This is a genomic window from Acinetobacter sp. CAU_H_S170_2, from assembly GCF_058890445.1.
This window is the reverse complement of the sequence record NZ_JBZYAE010000001.1, coordinates 3,277,509-3,293,368: the sequence shown is the minus strand read 5'-3', so window position 1 is coordinate 3,293,368 and position 15,860 is coordinate 3,277,509. Positions and strand designations below refer to the sequence as shown.

Sequence of the window (15,860 nt, the reverse complement as noted above, 5' to 3'; positions counted from 1 at the left end):
CTTTAATGGTAGGTTTAAAACTATATTGTCCAAAAACAGGATACCCAGCCTTTATTTAAATAATTATTCTACGGTGACCGATTTAGCGAGGTTTCGAGGTTGGTCGACATCCGTACCGCGAAGAACTGCAACATGATAAGACAGCAGTTGTACAGGTACGCTATAAACAATTGGAGCCAATATTGGGCTAATGCTTGGTACATAAACCACATGCTGACGGTCTTTGGCTTTAATGCCACTATTTTCATCGGCAAAGACAAAGAGTTCACCACCACGAGCTTGAACCTCTTCCATATTCGATTTGAGTTTATCGAGCATGTCATCTTTCGGTGCGAGAATGACCACAGGCATGTCATTGTCGACTAAAGCGAGCGGACCATGTTTAAGTTCACCTGCGGCATAGCCTTCAGCATGGATATATGAAATCTCTTTGAGTTTCAACGCCCCTTCGAGTGCGATCGGGAAATTCGTGCCACGACCTAAGAATAAGCAGTGCTGCTTCTCTACGAAAAGTTCAGATAAACGTAAAATTTCAGGGTCATTACGTAAGGTATCTAAAATTACTTTAGGGGTATGCCAAAGTTCAGACGTAATCTCAGCCACATGCTGTACAGAAATGCTTTTCTTAACTGTACCGATTTTGAGTACCAATAACATCAGTGCTGCAAGCTGTGTGGTAAATGCCTTGGTCGATGCTACACCAATTTCAGGACCCGCCAGTGTAAGCAGACTATGATTGGTCTCACGTACCATAGACGATGTTGCGACATTACAAATAGTCATGGTGGTAATGTCAGCACCTTTTGCTGCAGCACGCTTTTGGGTATCACGCAGTGCGGCTAAAGTGTCAGCGGTTTCACCAGATTGTGAAATGCAGACATAAAGCGTGTGATTGACAATGACAGGGCTGCGATAGCGGAATTCGCTCGCAATTTCTACTTGGCACGGTAAATCAATCAGTTGTTCAAACCAATATTTGGCAATCATGCCTGCATGGTAGCTTGTCCCGCAGGCAATGATTTGGATTTGCTGAATTTTTTGGAAATCAGCAACTGCATTGGCAAGAAAGTCTTCACGCAGTGCATTGCCATCTAGAGCTTGAGAAATGGTTTGTTGAATTGCTTCAGGTTGCTCATAAATTTCTTTGAGCATGTAATGTTTATATTCACCTTTAGATGCATTGCTGACGGCAGCATCTAATTCTTTGATTGGGCGCTCGACCAGTTGACCAGCGACAAAAACTTCAATGCTATTGCGGGTTAAACGAGCAATATCACCTTCTTCAAGGTAAATAAAACGATTGGTAATAGGCAGTAAAGCCAATTGATCTGAACTGATAAAGTTTTCACCAATGCCGACGCCAATGACCAAAGGTGAACCTTCACGCACGGTAATCAGTTCATCTGGATGGTCGGTATGTACGATACCCAGTGCATAAGCCCCTTTAAGCTGAGGCACGACTTGTTGCACAGCTTCCAGCAAGCTTGGAGTTGACTTTAGGGCATCCTTAACCAAGTGAGCGACCACTTCGGTATCGGTCTGTGAGGTAAATACATAGCCTAAAGCTTCAAGATCATCTTTAAGTTCTTGGTAGTTTTCAATAATGCCGTTATGGACTACAGCAACATCGCCAGAAATATGCGGATGTGCATTATCTTCAGTGGGTTTACCATGGGTTGCCCAACGGGTATGCGCAATACCCAGAGAACCGAGAATATTGGATTGATTAACGGCTTCTTCTAAATTTGAAACTTTACCGACACGTCTTTCGCGTAAAACTTGGCCTTGATTGACCAGCGCTAAACCCGCAGAGTCATAGCCACGATATTCAAGGCGTTTTAAACCTTCAATTAAAATAGTTGTAATACTACGTTCTGCAACGCCACCGACAATACCGCACATAATCTAATCCTCTTATTTCTTCATCTTTTGTGGACGTTGATAGTTCTCTTTTTCAACTTGTTTAGAGCGTTCTACCGCTAAACTATTCTCTGCAACATCACGGGTAATGGTGGAGCCCGCACCGACGGTTGCCCCATTGCCAATGGTGACAGGTGCAACCAATGAGCTGTTGGAACCAATAAATGCAGCATCACCAATGATGGTTTTAAATTTATTTGCACCATCATAATTACAGGTAATAGTCCCAGCACCAATGTTCGAGCCTGCACCAATTTCAGCATCACCTAAATAGGTAAAGTGGTTGGCTTTTGAACCGAAGCCAACGCTGGTGTTTTTGACTTCAACGAAGTTACCAATATGCACTTCAGCAGCCAGTTTTGCACCTGGTCGTAAACGAGCAAAAGGACCAATCTGCGCATCTTCGCCGACCATAGCATTATCAAAGAGGCTATACGGCTGAACTTTTGTACCTGCTGCGATCTTGGTGTTTTTGATGATACAACCTGCACCAATTTCTACATGGTCGCCAAATTCACATTCGCCTTCAATAATCACATTGATGTCGATGCGTACGTCTTGCCCAACGGTTAAATTTCCACGAAGGTCAAAGCGACTTGGGTCAATCAGATGAACACCCTGCTGCATCAGCTTTTTGGCTTGATCGGTTTGGAATTGACGCTCTAATGCGGCGAACTGAACACGATCATTCACTCCTTCAACTTCGAAGGCTTGTTCAGGCTCAACCGATGCGACTTGCATCCCATCGGCTAAGGCCATTGCTACAATATCAGTCAGGTAATATTCACCTTGCGCATTATTATTGCTGAGTTTAGGTAACCACTCATGTAATTTGGCATTGCTGACACAGTAAATACCCGTATTAATTTCTTTAATCTGATGCTGCTCTGTGGTTGCATCTTTATGTTCAACAATCGCTTGAATTTTCCCATTCTCACGCACAATACGGCCATAACCAGTTGCATCGGCTAAAGTTAAAGTCACTAAGCCAATGCCTGTCTCGGCTGTCGCATTGAGTAATTTTTGTAGCGTGTTTTGAGAGATGCAAGGTACATCACCTGATAAAATCAGTGAGCTGCCTTCCTGTGGAAGGACGGGGAGTGTCATTTGCACTGCATGACCTGTTCCGAGTTGCTCAGTTTGTTCCACCCATTCAATCTTTTCATGAGTAAATGTTTTTTGAACTCGTGCTCCGCCGTGCCCATAAATTGTAATAATATTGGCTGCATTTAATTTTTTTGCAGTGTCGATGACATGACCAAGTAAAGGACGTCCTGCAAGTGGTTGTAGTACTTTGGGTAAAGAAGAACGCATACGTGTTCCTTTACCTGCAGCAAGAATAATAACAGTCGTTGACATGTTCTAATCCTAAAAATGGCCTAAGCCACAGTGAAATAAAAATAAATCCAAATACAAAGTGCAGCCCAAAGTCCTGCAATCAGGTCGTCGAGCATAATACCAAAGCCACCTTCGACTTTTTGGTCAATGACACGAATCGGCCACGGTTTCCACACATCAAAAATACGAAATAAAATAAAACCCAGCAGCAGCCAGAGCCAATTCATTTGCCCTAAATACAGGACAGGCAAAAAGGTGATGGACTGGCCAGCAAACTCATCCCATACAATACGCCCATCATCATGGACGCCCATCACTTTGGCAGTATGCCCACAGATATAAATGCCAATTAGAGACATGAGGATGATGGCAATAATGGTGTTCGATAAGCCAATTGCAAGCCAAATCGGGACGAACAGCAGTGCGAATGCAGAACCAAACGTTCCTGGTGCTTTGGGTGCTAGCCCTGAGCCAAACCCTACACCACAAAATACGATGAAACGGTCATACCAAGACATCTGACGAAAGAGGATAGGGGGCTTATGCAAAGTGTTGATATCCATTAAATTGCAAGGAATGGTCTAAGCCATTTTGTTGAAAACGCAGACCACTTTCGGCATCAATTTTTCCAATCACACTGATGCTGCTATGGTTTTGTTGTTGCAAAAGTTTTTCATAATTCTGCGGACTTATTGTAAAGCATAATTCATAGTCATCGCCACCCGCCAAAGCATATTGCCATTGTTGTTCTCGTGTTAAATCTTGTAGCGTGGTATTGATGGGCAATTGATCAAGCTGTAGGGTCGCGCCCACATGGGATGCTTTTAAAATATGACCGAGATCTTGTGCTAAGCCATCCGACACATCAATCATACTGTGCGCTAAGCCTTTGAGTGCTTGCCCCAGTTCGCAGCGTGGGGTAGGGTAGTCCAAACGGTGTTGGAGAGGGTGGCCTAAGTGCTGCAGGGCAAAAGCAGCATCGCCGACAGTACCACTGACACAAATCAAATCACCCACTTGAGCGGCAGAACGGGTGACGGCTTGACCGATATTGACCCAGCCCAGTGCAGTCACGGAAATGGTGAGATGTGGGCTTTGGGTGGTGTCTCCACCAATTAAACTCACTCCAAATTTATCACAGCAATCATATAAACCCTGACTAAAGCCTTTGAGCCAGTCATGATCAATTTGGGGTAAGCTCAAGGCCAGTAAAATACTCTGAGGTTTCGCGCCCATTGCGGCGATATCAGATAAATTGACTGCGACAGATTTCCAGCCAATCGCATGTGGGCTGGTATCAAGCGGGAAGTGACGTCCAGCAACCAAGGTATCGGCACAAATGACCAATTGTTGCTGCGGTGGTGGGGTGAGCAAGGCTGAGTCGTCACCGACGCCTAAATCGACAGAATGAGGGCTCTTACGATTAAAATAGGTATCAATGATCGAAAACTCAGCCATACAACAAATCTACTACTGTGAGTTCGCTTGTTGCTTTTCTGCTGCACGTAAAGTTGTTGCTAAACGATCTAATACACCATTGATGTATTTATGGCTGTCTGCACCGCCAAAATGTTTAGCAAGCTCGATCGCTTCGTCTAAAACCACACGATATGGAATTTCAAGGTGTTCCTTGAGTTCATATGCGCCTAAACGAAGGGTCGCAAGTTCAACGCCATCAAGCGCAGAAACTTCGCGATCAAGCACAGGGATTAAGAGCGCATCCAATGCTTCATGATTGGCAACCACTTGGGTTAACAATTCATGATAATAGCTCAGATCCACTTTGTGCATGGCATTTTCCACACGCGTACGTGCTTCGATCTCATGGACTGGATTGTGGCTCATTTGCCATTCGTAAATTCCTTGTACAGCAAAGCGACGTGCTTTACGTTTTGCTGCATAAGTTGCTTGCAATGTTTGCGACATAGCGTTAAATAGCCTTTAACAAGTTAACCATTTCAATTGCAGTAAGAGCAGCTTCGCCACCTTTATTACCTGCTTTTGTACCCGAGCGTTCAATCGCTTGTTCAATACTATCCGTAGTCAATACACCATTAATCACTGGAAGACCAGATTCTAGGCCAACCACGCCTAAACCTTTGGCACATTCACCTGCAACAAAGTCGAAGTGCGGTGTGCTACCACGAATCACAGCACCCAGTGCAATGATGGCATCGAAGCGTTCAGACGCCACTAATTTTTTAGCCACGACAGGAAGTTCCCACGCGCCTGGTGCATGAACAACAGTGATATTATCCTCTGATACACCATGACGTTTCAATGTATCAATTGCACCTTCTAATAGATGTTCGACAACAAAACTATTAAAACGACCCACTAAAATCGCATAACGGCCTTCGCTAGCGAGATGTAACATACCTTCAATACGGCGAATTGCCATAGCAACCTCGATGATTTTTTAAGTTGTTTGATGTGCGGTGATATATTCCACCACTTCTAAATTAAACCCAGAGAGTGCATTAAAGCGTAAAGGTGAGCTCAAAAGCTTCATCTTTTCTACGCCTAAATCACGTAAAATTTGTGCGCCTACCCCAATGGTTTGGTACTGCTGAGATAAAGCAGCATTGGATTTGGTTGGTTTTGGTGCTGTAAGGCTGTCTAGGGCTGGGCCTAAGTCTTGTAAATGACGCTGACCAATCCAGACTAAAACACCACGATCGCTACTTGCGATTTCTTGCAGGGCTTTGTCGAGATTCCATGCTGGCTCACCGTCTTTTTTGTTGAGCTTGAGCAGGTCGCGAACAGGGTTGAAACCATGGACACGGACGGTCGTTACACCTTCTTTTGGTTCGCCTTTCACCAAAGCCAAGTGTATATCTGGATTGCCTAATTCGCGGTAACGATATAAGTCAAAAGTCCCATATTCGGTATCAATGCTTTGCTGATCAATGCGTTCAACTGTTTGCTCATTGGTCATACGGTAGTGAATCAGATCCGCGATGGTGCCAATTTTTAAACCATGCTTTTCAGCAAAAATTTCAAGATCGGCACGGCGCGCCATCGTGCCATCTTCATTGATGATTTCACAGATGACCGATGCCGGCTCTAGACCTGCTAGGCGAGATAAATCACAACCTGCTTCGGTATGACCTGCGCGGTGTAGAACACCACCAGGCTGCGCCATCAATGGGAAAATATGTCCTGGTTGAACGATATCTGATGGTTTGGCATGTGCCGCTACAGCCGTTTGAATGGTATGCGCACGTTCCGCAGGTGAAATCCCTGTAGAAATACCTTCTGCCGCTTCAATTGAAAGCGTGAAGTTGGTGCCATGTTGTGCGCCATTGGCATCGACCATCAATGGAAGATTCAATTGTTTACAGCGATCACGGCTGAGCGTTAAACACACCAAACCACGTGCGTGGGTGATCATAAAGTTGATGTCTTCTGCGCGAACATGGGTCGCTGCGATAACTAAATCACCTTCATTCTCACGATCTTCGTCATCCATCAGGATGACCATTTTACCTGCACGGATATCTGCAACTAGCTCTTCAACGGTATTGAGCGGCATCAACCTTCACCTTCATCGTTGTCGCCATGGACGACATATCATTTGTTTTCATTGGCACATAGTTTAAGCTTTTTTCAGGCTTTTGCCTATGTGCGAATCATTTCCTTGAGTCGTCCATTGTTATACACAGTCAGTCCCAGCTTGAAAAGATGCCTTTATTTTAAAAAGCTGAAATGTGCTTAGTCTTTAAGCGATTGAAAAGCATAAAAAAGAACAATCTTATCGAAAATAAGTCAATCGGTGTAGTAAATAAGGGGTCTAGACAAATGTTGCGCTATTGATGGCGAGTGGTTGAGCGTTGGAGTACCTTCTTTTTTGAATTTGACCATCAGGTTCAGTTTTAGCAGGGTACTGCAACTAATGAATCAGACCGGGGTGGATATTTGCGTTCACTCATCGGGTGGAGGATGAGTCAAAAAATATTGAATATGCCGAGTGAATAATCAGACGATTCGTCATCTATTTTTGATTTGTACTATAATTCTTCTTTTTTAATCCTCTGGATTATTTCTTCTGTGATGTCCTTACTTGCTCAATATTTTGCACAGCAACAATTTTGCGTATTGGTTGAATACTTAAGCTCGCACCAAGCCCAGTGGCCTGTGAAAGCTCAATTTGCAGGTTTTCCTGCGGCTATGACTCTGGCTGATCGGGTGCATGCGGATGATGATGAAGCGCCTTTGCAAGTCGCCAAACAGTATCCACAAGAGATTGAGAAAGTCATTCACTTTTCGGGGAAGGCACGCGATATACAAGACTTTGAGCAGTTTTTGCAAGATGCAAAAACACGGGGTCAAAAGAACTTGTTGCTTTTAACAGGTGATAAATTAAAACAGCACTGCTATAGCCACGACCTAGAACCCCGAACACGTTATTTGGAGTCGGTGAATGCTGTCATGGAAGCCAAACGCCAAGGCGGTTTTCATATCGGTGTCGCGTTTAACCCGTTTAAATATGCGGAAGCGGAAAAAGAGGCGCAATATTTAAAACTGCATAAAAAAATGAAAGCAGGGGCCGATTATGTGATTACCCAATTGGGCTATGACATGGCTGCTTTACAAGATGCACATGCATTTTTAGCGCGGCATCAGTATGCTCAAAAAATGTTAGCCTGTGTCATGCCACTGACCTTGGCACGGGCTAAGTTTATGCTGAAACATAAAGTGGCTGGCATTGTGATCACCCCGCATATGTTGCAGGTGTTGCAACAGGAAAAAGAACAGGGTTTAAGTGATCGTGTTTATGTGCGCTGTGCATTGCAGATTCTAATGTGTCGACATTTGGGTTTTGCGGGGGTGCATTTATCGGCTTGCCATCAGCCTGAAGAGCAAGTGTTGCTAGAAAGCTATATTGAAGAATATCGGCATTTGAGTTTTGCTGAGTGTGAACAACTTTGGAATACGCTTTGGCAGGTGCAAACCAGTACAGAGTTTCATCCAAAGCTGGCTTATTATTCACGGCCTGCGACTTCAAGTCAGATTATTAAATACCAACATCTGCATTTGATGCACGATGCTTTATTTGAATCTAAACTGGCTAAAGGAGTAGGGCGGTTTATTTTTAATTTTAATGTTTGGGATCGAACGAAAGCCAACAATGCATTACTGAAAACGGAACATTTGAGTAAGCATGCGGTGGTGGGCTGTGAGAGTTGTGGTCAATGCCGTTTAGGCGAGACCCTGTACATTTGCCCAGAAACTTGCCCCAAAGGCTTGGCTAATGGGCCTTGTGGTGGAACCAGCTTAGACCGCTGTGAATTTGGTGACCGTGAATGCATTCATTCCGTCAAAGCACGCTTAGCCAAAGCGGTTGGACAAACAGCGATTTTAAAAGAAAAGCTGATTCCGACCGTGTCGATTGCGGTACGTGGAACCAGCTCTTGGAAAAATTGGTATGTGGAGTCTGCAGACTAAAATCAGCTGTCCTGATCCATAGCATTTGAATAGAACTTTTCTCCGAGTTTGATGCGCTCACGGCCTTGGCTCATGCGCCAGCGGTTGCTATCCCTCAGTGAATACACACAGCCGCAGTACTCTTGTTGATAAAACTCTTCACGTTTGCTGATGTCCAGCATGCGTACCGCACCGCCATGTTTGCGCCAGTTATAGTCCCAGTAGTGAATGCCTGCGTAATGTGAAGCAGAACGGTGCCCGCACTCATTGATCTGCTGCATATTCTTCCAACGGGAAATACCGAGAGAGCTGCTGATCAGGCTAAAGCCATGTTCTGCCGCATATAACGCTGTCCGTTCAAACCGCATATCAAAACACATGGTGCAACGAATGCCTTTCTCTGGCTCATTTTCCATACCTTTAGCACGTGCAAACCAGTTGTCTGTGTCGTAATCACAGTCAATAAATGGAATGTGATGTTTTTCTGCAAAGCGAATATTTTCTTCTTTGCGAATCAGATATTCCTTTACAGGATGAATGTTGGGGTTATAGAAAAAGATAGAAAAATCGATACCCGATTCAATCAGGGTTTCCATGACTTCACCTGAGCAAGGCGCGCAGCAGGAATGCAAGAGCAGTTTGTCATGACCTGTGGGGAGGCTAAGTTTCTGACGTTCGAGCTTCGACATATTGAATGGTTTTTATCTATTTAAACCAGACAGTTTAAAACGTCTAACGAGCGGATCAACGGCGATTGGATGAAGAATTCTCAGGATGAGCTGATGAATTTTCATGATTAAAATCGACTTTGGCAGATGATTAAGAGCTGTTTTGAGTGCTGTAGATGAGTAGAGAGAGAACATTTGAGAGGCCCAAACTTGCATAATGGAGCGAGATTCGTCATCATTTACACAAAGGGTGTTTAACAGTTGTGTTAGATAGGTATTCGTTGAAGGCGGGCCACTTCAACAGCAAGAAAGAGAGTATCTAGCTGTGCTTCATTTTTTTACTACGCCTTCCAATAAGGAATTGGAGTGTCGTCATAACTTTCAGTATGAGACCGATATGCGTTTGATCCAACGCTGTAAATTCCTTGAAGATCAAGATGAGAAAAAAGCCATTCAACATCTTTTAAAAGAACGGGGTTATACCAAAGCTGAGATTTTAAAGCTCACGATTGATGGTTAAATCTAAGATCTAAAAAAAGCTTCCTAGTCGGAAGCTTTTTTGTTTTTACATGTTCTGTTTTGTATCGCACCAGTTTGAGAGACAAGCGACTTTGATTCGATATTTACATAATGCTTCACGTGGAACATAAAAAAGCCTGAAGACTAGGGTGGTGAGAAGTTCTGCTGTCAGCACTGTATGCTTTTTCAGCGCTTTAGCCTGCTCAATTTGGATAGAAGATCAGAATCATCAGTTCTCAATATTTGAGCTGAATTTAACTCAGGTACAAGAGCATGCTGCTTGCTCTCACATGATTTCGTTGTATCAAAGTAGAGATATCACAAGAGTTCGATGCATAGCCACGAGTTAAATAGGACAGTTGGTGGGCTGGATTCGGTCGTTGTACCTCTCAAAAAACTGAAGGAATCACGCTTCAACCTAGGCATGATTAAGAGATGGGCTTAAAAGTCATCCACAGTTATAAAAGAAAGCCTTACTTCTCGATTGGCGCACATGTACGGATCATGAAGATTGTGAATTTGAATGCTTAAATTTTTTCATTCTCTGTAAATGGGGCGAGTGTTTTTGTTGCAGATCATAGATATTAAAATGAAATAAACTAATTAAAAATATATTAAGGTGAAAAAAAATAAGTGAATCTCACTTTTATAGGTTAAGCTATACCGTATTCATCAAGATTAAAAAATTGGGCCGCGCCAGATGTTAGAACTCCGCCATTTAAAAACCTTAACCGCTTTAAGAGAGCATGGCTCATTGGTGGCTGCTGCGGGAGACCTATGCTTAACGCCTTCAGCTTTGTCGCACCAGTTGCGTGAGTTAGACCAGTGGTTTGGGGTTGAAGTGGTGAACCGTCGTAGCCGTCCCGTTAGCTTTTCTAATGTGGGACAGCGTTTGTTAAAACTGGCTGATGAAGTGTTGCCGCAGGTGCAAATTGCACAAAGCGACATCACCCGTATTGTGCATGGTCAAACTGGACGTATTACTTTTTCCTCAGAGTGTCATAGCTGTTTCGATTGGTTAATGCCGTTATTAAATCAATATCGTCAGCAATATCCTGATGTTGATTTGGACTTTGCTTCAGGCTTTGAGGCGAACCCGCATGAGTTATTGCAGACGGGTGAGTTTGATTTATTGATTACAGCCGACCCGATTGCGTTAAAAGGGGTGGAGTATTTTCCGATTTTTGAGTACGAGTCACGTTTGGTCTTATCCAATACCCATCCTTTGGTTCGTGCCAAAGACATTACCGTGCAAGAACTTGCAGAAGAAACCTTGGTGACCTATCCAGTGGATAAGCACCGTTTAGATATTATGTCGCGTCTGTTTATTCCGGCCAATATCCTGCCGAAACAGATCCGCACCACCGACCTCACCCAAATGTTGATTCAACTGGTGGCAAGTGGGCGTGGTATTGGGGCATTACCCGATTGGGTGGTGAACGAATATGAACAAAAGGGTTGGGTGACTTCGCGTCGTTTGGACTGCGTAGCGCCTGAAGGTTTGCGTCGTACTCTTTATGCAGGCTATCGTACTGAGGAAAAAGAGAAGGATTATTTCGAAGGCTTTTTAAAACAACTGGATAAATTTGCCAAGAAAAGAACGCAATATTATATCTAGTTGCTCTTGTTTTAAGGAGGGGGATCAGTGTTGCTGCATCCTCCTTTTTTGAACCTATCAGCGCTTGTTATTTTTTGTGAAAAATGTGGCTCAGTGCTATAATTGCGCGCCTGATAATTTGTCAACTTTTAAACACTGATCATGATGATGCAACTCCACGTATCCCGCTTGAATATGAGCTTGGTTGATCAAGAATTATCAGCTATAGAGTACATTCCTGCGATGCAACGCCGGCGCTTATCGCGTCTGGCAAAGCTGGCTTTGAATAGCGCAATGCAGACTTTAGATACCCACAAAGTCGATTATATTGTGTGGGTGTCGCAATATGGCGATGAAGCAAAAACACTGAATATTTTAGCAGATGTGTTACGCGAGCAAACCCCTTCACCGACTCAATTTTCAACGTCGGTACATAATGCAATTTCAGGCTTATATTCTATTTTATGTCAGGATGCGACACCTGCGACCAGTTTGGCGGGTTCGTGGAATGATGGGTTGATTGAAGCCTATGCATGGTTAAAAACAAGGCCAGAAGCTCGTCAGGTTTTGCTGGTGTATTATGATGAAGCCTTGCCGGACATTTATATCGAGCATCAGCCATTTTCTGCTTTTGCGATGGCAGCGATGATTTCATTAGCGCCTGCAAATTTGATATTGACGCCAAAGCATACGAATGCAACGCCAGCCTATCAGCAAGCTTTAGCATTTAACACGTTTTGGACTAATCCTGAGCAAACTGAATCTGAAGCGTGGACGAAATGCTGAAATTAAATCGAATCAAGCAAAAAGCTAACTATGCATGGCGGGTTGGAGCGACAGGATTTAGCTTTGCCAGCTTTGGCTTAGGCGGCGTGGCGATTGGTGGTTTGGTTGCGCCGCTAGTTAAGCTGAGTTCATCTGATCTGGATGTCCGAAAACAGCGCACTCAAAAGGTGATTAAACACAGTTTTAAAGGTTTCACCGAAATGATGGTGAAACTGGGCATTATGACTTACACGGTTGAAGGTTTAGAGAAATTAAAAAACAGTCAACAGGAGTTGGTGATTGCCAATCATCCGACACTGATTGACGTGGTGGTTTTAATTGGTTTAATGGAGCAAGCAAACTGTGTCGTTAAGCAGGCACTGTGGTCAAATCCATTTACCAAAGGTCCTGTGCAAAGTGCGGGCTATATTTTAAATGCGGGTTCTGAACAATTTATTCAGGACTGTGTACACAAATTGCAGCAGGATCATGCCGCGTCCTTGTTGATCTTTCCTGAGGGAACAAGAACAGCAAAAGGTGAGCAGTTGAACGAGTTTCAGCGCGGTGCGGCCAATATTGCCTTACGTGCAGGCGTACCAATTCGTCCTGTGCTGATTAGCTGTACGCCATCGACCCTGACCAAAAATGAAAAGTGGTATCACATTCCTGAACAGCCGTTTCATATTCATGTGAAGGTGTTGGATGCGATCCGAGTGGAAGACGTATTGGATGATGTAACGGTCAATCCAAAAAATGTGCGTCAATTAAATCAACAATTACAGTGGTTTTTTAACCAAGAGTTATCCCTAAATGAGCAATCTTGCTGACGAATTAAAGCAAATGATTATTGATGTCCTCGCCCTTGAAGATATCCGTATTGAAGACATTGATACAGACGCACCTTTGTTTGGTGATGGTCTGGGTTTGGACTCGATCGATGCTTTAGAGTTAGGTTTAGCATTAAAAAAACGTTATGGCATTCATTTGAATGCAGAATCTGCAGAGACCAAAGAACATTTTAAATCAATTCAAAGTTTAGTGGCTTTGGTTGAAGCACAGAAAACAGCATAAGAGGTTGCTATGCTTGCACAAGAAACCGTGTTAGAAAAATTACGTGAGTGGATGGAAGAGCTGTTTGAAATTGCACCTGAAGATGTGCAGTTAGAATCAAACCTAGCTTCAGACCTCGATGTCGACAGTATTGATGCCATTGATTTGGTTGTAAAAATTAAAGAGCTGACAGGTAAACAAGTTAATCCTGAAGACTTTAAAAACGTGCGTACCGTTCAAGATGTGGTGCTCGTGATTCAGAATATGTCGGCTGCATGAACAACATTTTAAAAGGGATAGCAGGGGTCGGATTGATCCTCTATCCTTTTTTTGTGGCTTATGCTTTAGCGCATGGACAGTATGTCTGGGTCAGTGTGGTATTGATTGCACTGGGCATTTTACGCTTATTGAGTAAGGGCAATGCCCTGCTGTGGCCATTGACAGGTTTTGCCATTTTATGTGGCGGGCTGAGTTTGATTTTAAAAGATCATGCGTGGCTTAAACTCTATCCTGTCTTTATGAGTCTCGGGGCGCTATTTATTTTTGCCAGCACTTTGATTAGACCGCCTTCAATGATTGAACGTTTTGCACGTTTGGCAGAGCCTAATTTGCCCGAAGAAGGGGTAGAATGGACCCGTCAAGTGACCAAAGTTTGGTGTGGGTTTTTCTGCATCAATGCGGTCATTGCCCTGATTACTGTTTTCTTTGCACCGATGAAGATTTGGGTGATGTATAACGGCTTGATCTCTTATGTCTTGATGGGTGGACTGTTACTGGGTGAGTTCATCTTGCGCAAACGCCAGCAGCGATTGCATCAGGCACAGAAATAACAGCGTTTCCGTCAGGGCAGCTGAAACAGCGACCTCGAACTATAGCGATTAGAAATACGGTTTTAAAAACAAATTTTATGTCTTGTCATTTTCAACACCATCTCCATTCATTGCGTCCCCTGTGTATTCAGGCGGACTCAAGTTTCGTTTCCTTTCACACTTTTTGGTTGGATGTGGCTGAACAGGCTGCGCAAATTCAGCCGTTGGAACAGCCTGTATGGGCGCTTTGGCAAGAAGACAGTTATGAGTTTTTAGTATTGTTGTTTGCGGCCTTGCAAGCAGGTAAGCAAGTGTTGTTGCCACCGCATCGGGTCAGCGACTTAGAAAAAGAATTGGCTGGGCAGCAGATTTATTTTTTAAAACGTTTGCCATCGACAGTAGCGTCAACCTTCGAGCTTCAATTTGATGCTGCCTTTTTCAATCAGGCCCAGCTGTATTTTTATACTTCGGGTTCAACTGGGCAGCCGAAAAAGATTCCGCGCACCTTGCAACAGCTTTTCAATGAAGTCTGCGGTTTAGAGGCCAGTTTTGACTTGCCTGAGCAGGCGGTCGCGATTGCTACGGTGAGCCATCAACATATTTATGGTTTGTTGTTTAAGTTGTTGTGGCCCTTAGCCAGTGGGCGCAGTTTCTATCAAAAACAACTGGCTTTTCCTGAAGATGTGGTCGATCTTCAAAAGAAAATTGCCCATGTGCAGCTGCCCAATTATCTGATTTCCAGCCCCGCTTTGTTGAAGCGCTGGACTACAGATGTGGTATTGCAAGACTGTCAGATGGTCTATTCCTCTGGTGGAAAGTTGGATGCTGGCGTGCGTCCTTTGCTGAACCGTCCGATTACTGAAGTGTTTGGCAGTTCTGAAACAGGCGGGATCGCCCACCGTCAGGCAGATGATGCGCTATGGACACCCTTTGCCAATGTCGAAATTCAGTGCGCCAAGCAGCAAGAGTTAGCCGTTAAAACCAACCATGCCTTTAGCGCGGATTGGATTTTAACTGGGGATAAAGTGCAGGTCGTGGATGCACAGAATTCCAAAAGTCCGTTTCAGTTATTGGGACGTTTGGACCGCATTGTTAAACTTGAAGAAAAGCGTTTAAGTCTCGATGCGATTGAAGCGAAAATCGCTGAATTGGTCGAAATACAACAATGTCATGTCCTAATTCACGAAAAAGAACAGCGTCAGATTTTGGCGGTGGTGGCTGTGCTGACAGAAGATGCTCGGGCGCTACTCATTGAAAAGGGCAAAGCTTCCTTTACCGCAGAGCTGAAAAAACAATTACAACAAAAACTGGAAAGTATTGCGATTCCGCGACAGTGGCGGTTCTTAACGCAAATGCCACAAAATGCACAATCTAAGCTGAATCAACAGTATTTAAAATCGCTGTTTCAACCGATGAGCTTGCCTGTGGTTTTGATGCAGCAATCTCAGGATACGCAGATCAGTTATGCTTTGGAATTTATTCCTGAATTGGAATGCTTTAAAGGACATTTTCCGAACTTCCCGATTTATCCGGGCGTAGGGCAAATAGGATTTATTCAACATTTTGCCAAACATAACTGGGCGGATTTACTGTGGTGCAATGGTTTTGAGCAGTTAAAATTTCAAGGACTGATTCAACCCTATCAAACGGTGGAACTGGTGCTTAGCCGTAAAGCGCATAAGGTCAGTTTTGAGCTGAAAAATCATGACAAAATATTGGCATCAGGACGTTTGCTGTTTGCTGTCCCTTCAGACGTTTAAGCCGAGA

The 15,860-nt window shown here is 43.9% G+C and carries 17 protein-coding genes; 9 read left to right on the top strand and 8 right to left on the bottom strand.

Going from position 1 to position 15,860, the window contains the following annotated elements; genetic code table 11:
- Window positions 1–63: 63 nt before the first annotated feature.
- Genes glmS through ribBA form a run of 7 tightly spaced genes read right to left on the bottom strand, consistent with a single transcriptional unit; the run spans window position 64 to window position 6,793 of the window.
- Window positions 64–1,902 (bottom strand): glutamine--fructose-6-phosphate transaminase (isomerizing), encoded by a 1,839-nt coding sequence (gene glmS / locus AC5EUN_RS16145; RefSeq protein WP_493352423.1) that lies wholly within the window; start codon window positions 1,900–1,902, stop codon window positions 64–66.
- 12 nt (window positions 1,903–1,914) lie between these two features.
- Window positions 1,915–3,279 carry a bifunctional UDP-N-acetylglucosamine diphosphorylase/glucosamine-1-phosphate N-acetyltransferase GlmU gene (gene glmU / locus AC5EUN_RS16140; RefSeq protein ID WP_493352422.1) on the bottom strand — a complete coding sequence of 455 codons (1,365 nt, stop codon included), beginning with the start codon at window positions 3,277–3,279 and terminating at the stop codon, window positions 1,915–1,917.
- Between the two features lie 20 nt (window positions 3,280–3,299).
- Window positions 3,300–3,821 (bottom strand): phosphatidylglycerophosphatase A family protein, encoded by a 522-nt coding sequence (locus AC5EUN_RS16135; protein ID WP_004983912.1) that lies wholly within the window; start codon window positions 3,819–3,821, stop codon window positions 3,300–3,302.
- The gene (gene thiL / locus AC5EUN_RS16130) at window positions 3,799–4,716 is read right to left on the bottom strand and encodes a thiamine-phosphate kinase (RefSeq protein WP_493352421.1); all 918 of its coding nucleotides are present in this window, start codon (window positions 4,714–4,716) and stop codon (window positions 3,799–3,801) included. Before thiL ends, AC5EUN_RS16135 begins: the two co-directional genes overlap by 23 nt.
- 12 nt (window positions 4,717–4,728) lie before the next feature.
- Window positions 4,729–5,184: a transcription antitermination factor NusB gene (gene nusB, locus AC5EUN_RS16125; RefSeq protein ID WP_004983920.1), complete on the bottom strand. Its 456-nt coding sequence runs from the start codon at window positions 5,182–5,184 to the stop codon at window positions 4,729–4,731.
- A 4-nt stretch (window positions 5,185–5,188) separates the two neighbouring features.
- Entirely contained in the window at window positions 5,189–5,659 is a 471-nt protein-coding gene (gene ribH, locus AC5EUN_RS16120; RefSeq protein ID WP_004684294.1) for a 6,7-dimethyl-8-ribityllumazine synthase, read from the bottom strand.
- A gap of 18 nt (window positions 5,660–5,677) precedes the next feature.
- Window positions 5,678–6,793 carry a bifunctional 3,4-dihydroxy-2-butanone-4-phosphate synthase/GTP cyclohydrolase II gene (gene ribBA / locus AC5EUN_RS16115; RefSeq protein ID WP_004983924.1) on the bottom strand — a complete coding sequence of 372 codons (1,116 nt, stop codon included), beginning with the start codon at window positions 6,791–6,793 and terminating at the stop codon, window positions 5,678–5,680.
- 518 nt (window positions 6,794–7,311) lie between these two features.
- Here ribBA and AC5EUN_RS16110 point away from each other — a divergent pair.
- On the top strand, window positions 7,312–8,706 hold the full coding sequence (locus tag AC5EUN_RS16110; RefSeq protein WP_493352420.1) for a methylenetetrahydrofolate reductase C-terminal domain-containing protein: 1,395 nt from the start codon (window positions 7,312–7,314) through the stop codon (window positions 8,704–8,706).
- 2 nt (window positions 8,707–8,708) lie between these two features.
- Here the strand turns inward: AC5EUN_RS16110 and AC5EUN_RS16105 are convergent, their stop codons facing one another.
- Window positions 8,709–9,374: an epoxyqueuosine reductase QueH gene (locus AC5EUN_RS16105; protein WP_126038861.1), complete on the bottom strand. Its 666-nt coding sequence runs from the start codon at window positions 9,372–9,374 to the stop codon at window positions 8,709–8,711.
- Between the two features lie 376 nt (window positions 9,375–9,750).
- Here AC5EUN_RS16105 and AC5EUN_RS16100 point away from each other — a divergent pair, with 376 nt between their 5' ends.
- The 8 genes from AC5EUN_RS16100 (at window position 9,751) to AC5EUN_RS16065 (ending at window position 15,853) form a co-directional block, all read left to right on the top strand.
- A complete protein-coding gene (locus AC5EUN_RS16100) occupies window positions 9,751–9,873 on the top strand; it encodes a hypothetical protein (RefSeq protein ID WP_004684300.1) in 123 nt (40 codons plus the stop codon).
- A 699-nt stretch (window positions 9,874–10,572) separates the two neighbouring features.
- Window positions 10,573–11,490, top strand: a complete 918-nt coding sequence (locus AC5EUN_RS16095; protein WP_004684302.1) for a LysR family transcriptional regulator — start codon at window positions 10,573–10,575, stop codon at window positions 11,488–11,490.
- Window positions 11,491–11,634: 144 nt separating this feature from the next.
- Complete coding sequence (locus AC5EUN_RS16090; RefSeq protein WP_159153473.1) at window positions 11,635–12,255, top strand: beta-ketoacyl synthase chain length factor; 621 nt, start codon at window positions 11,635–11,637, stop codon at window positions 12,253–12,255.
- Complete coding sequence (locus tag AC5EUN_RS16085) at window positions 12,249–13,061, top strand: lysophospholipid acyltransferase family protein (RefSeq protein WP_159153447.1); 813 nt, start codon at window positions 12,249–12,251, stop codon at window positions 13,059–13,061. The genes AC5EUN_RS16090 and AC5EUN_RS16085 overlap by 7 nt, the downstream gene beginning before the upstream one ends.
- The gene (locus AC5EUN_RS16080; protein WP_005012584.1) at window positions 13,045–13,305 is read left to right on the top strand and encodes a phosphopantetheine-binding protein; all 261 of its coding nucleotides are present in this window, start codon (window positions 13,045–13,047) and stop codon (window positions 13,303–13,305) included. The genes AC5EUN_RS16085 and AC5EUN_RS16080 overlap by 17 nt, the downstream gene beginning before the upstream one ends.
- A 9-nt stretch (window positions 13,306–13,314) precedes the next feature.
- Window positions 13,315–13,563 carry an acyl carrier protein gene (locus AC5EUN_RS16075; protein WP_004684310.1) on the top strand — a complete coding sequence of 83 codons (249 nt, stop codon included), beginning with the start codon at window positions 13,315–13,317 and terminating at the stop codon, window positions 13,561–13,563.
- Window positions 13,560–14,114: a COG4648 family protein gene (locus AC5EUN_RS16070; protein ID WP_159153446.1), complete on the top strand. Its 555-nt coding sequence runs from the start codon at window positions 13,560–13,562 to the stop codon at window positions 14,112–14,114. Before AC5EUN_RS16075 ends, AC5EUN_RS16070 begins: the two co-directional genes overlap by 4 nt.
- 77 nt (window positions 14,115–14,191) lie before the next feature.
- Entirely contained in the window at window positions 14,192–15,853 is a 1,662-nt protein-coding gene (locus tag AC5EUN_RS16065; protein WP_159153445.1) for an ApeI family dehydratase, read from the top strand.
- The last annotated feature ends 7 nt before the right edge of the window (window positions 15,854–15,860 follow it).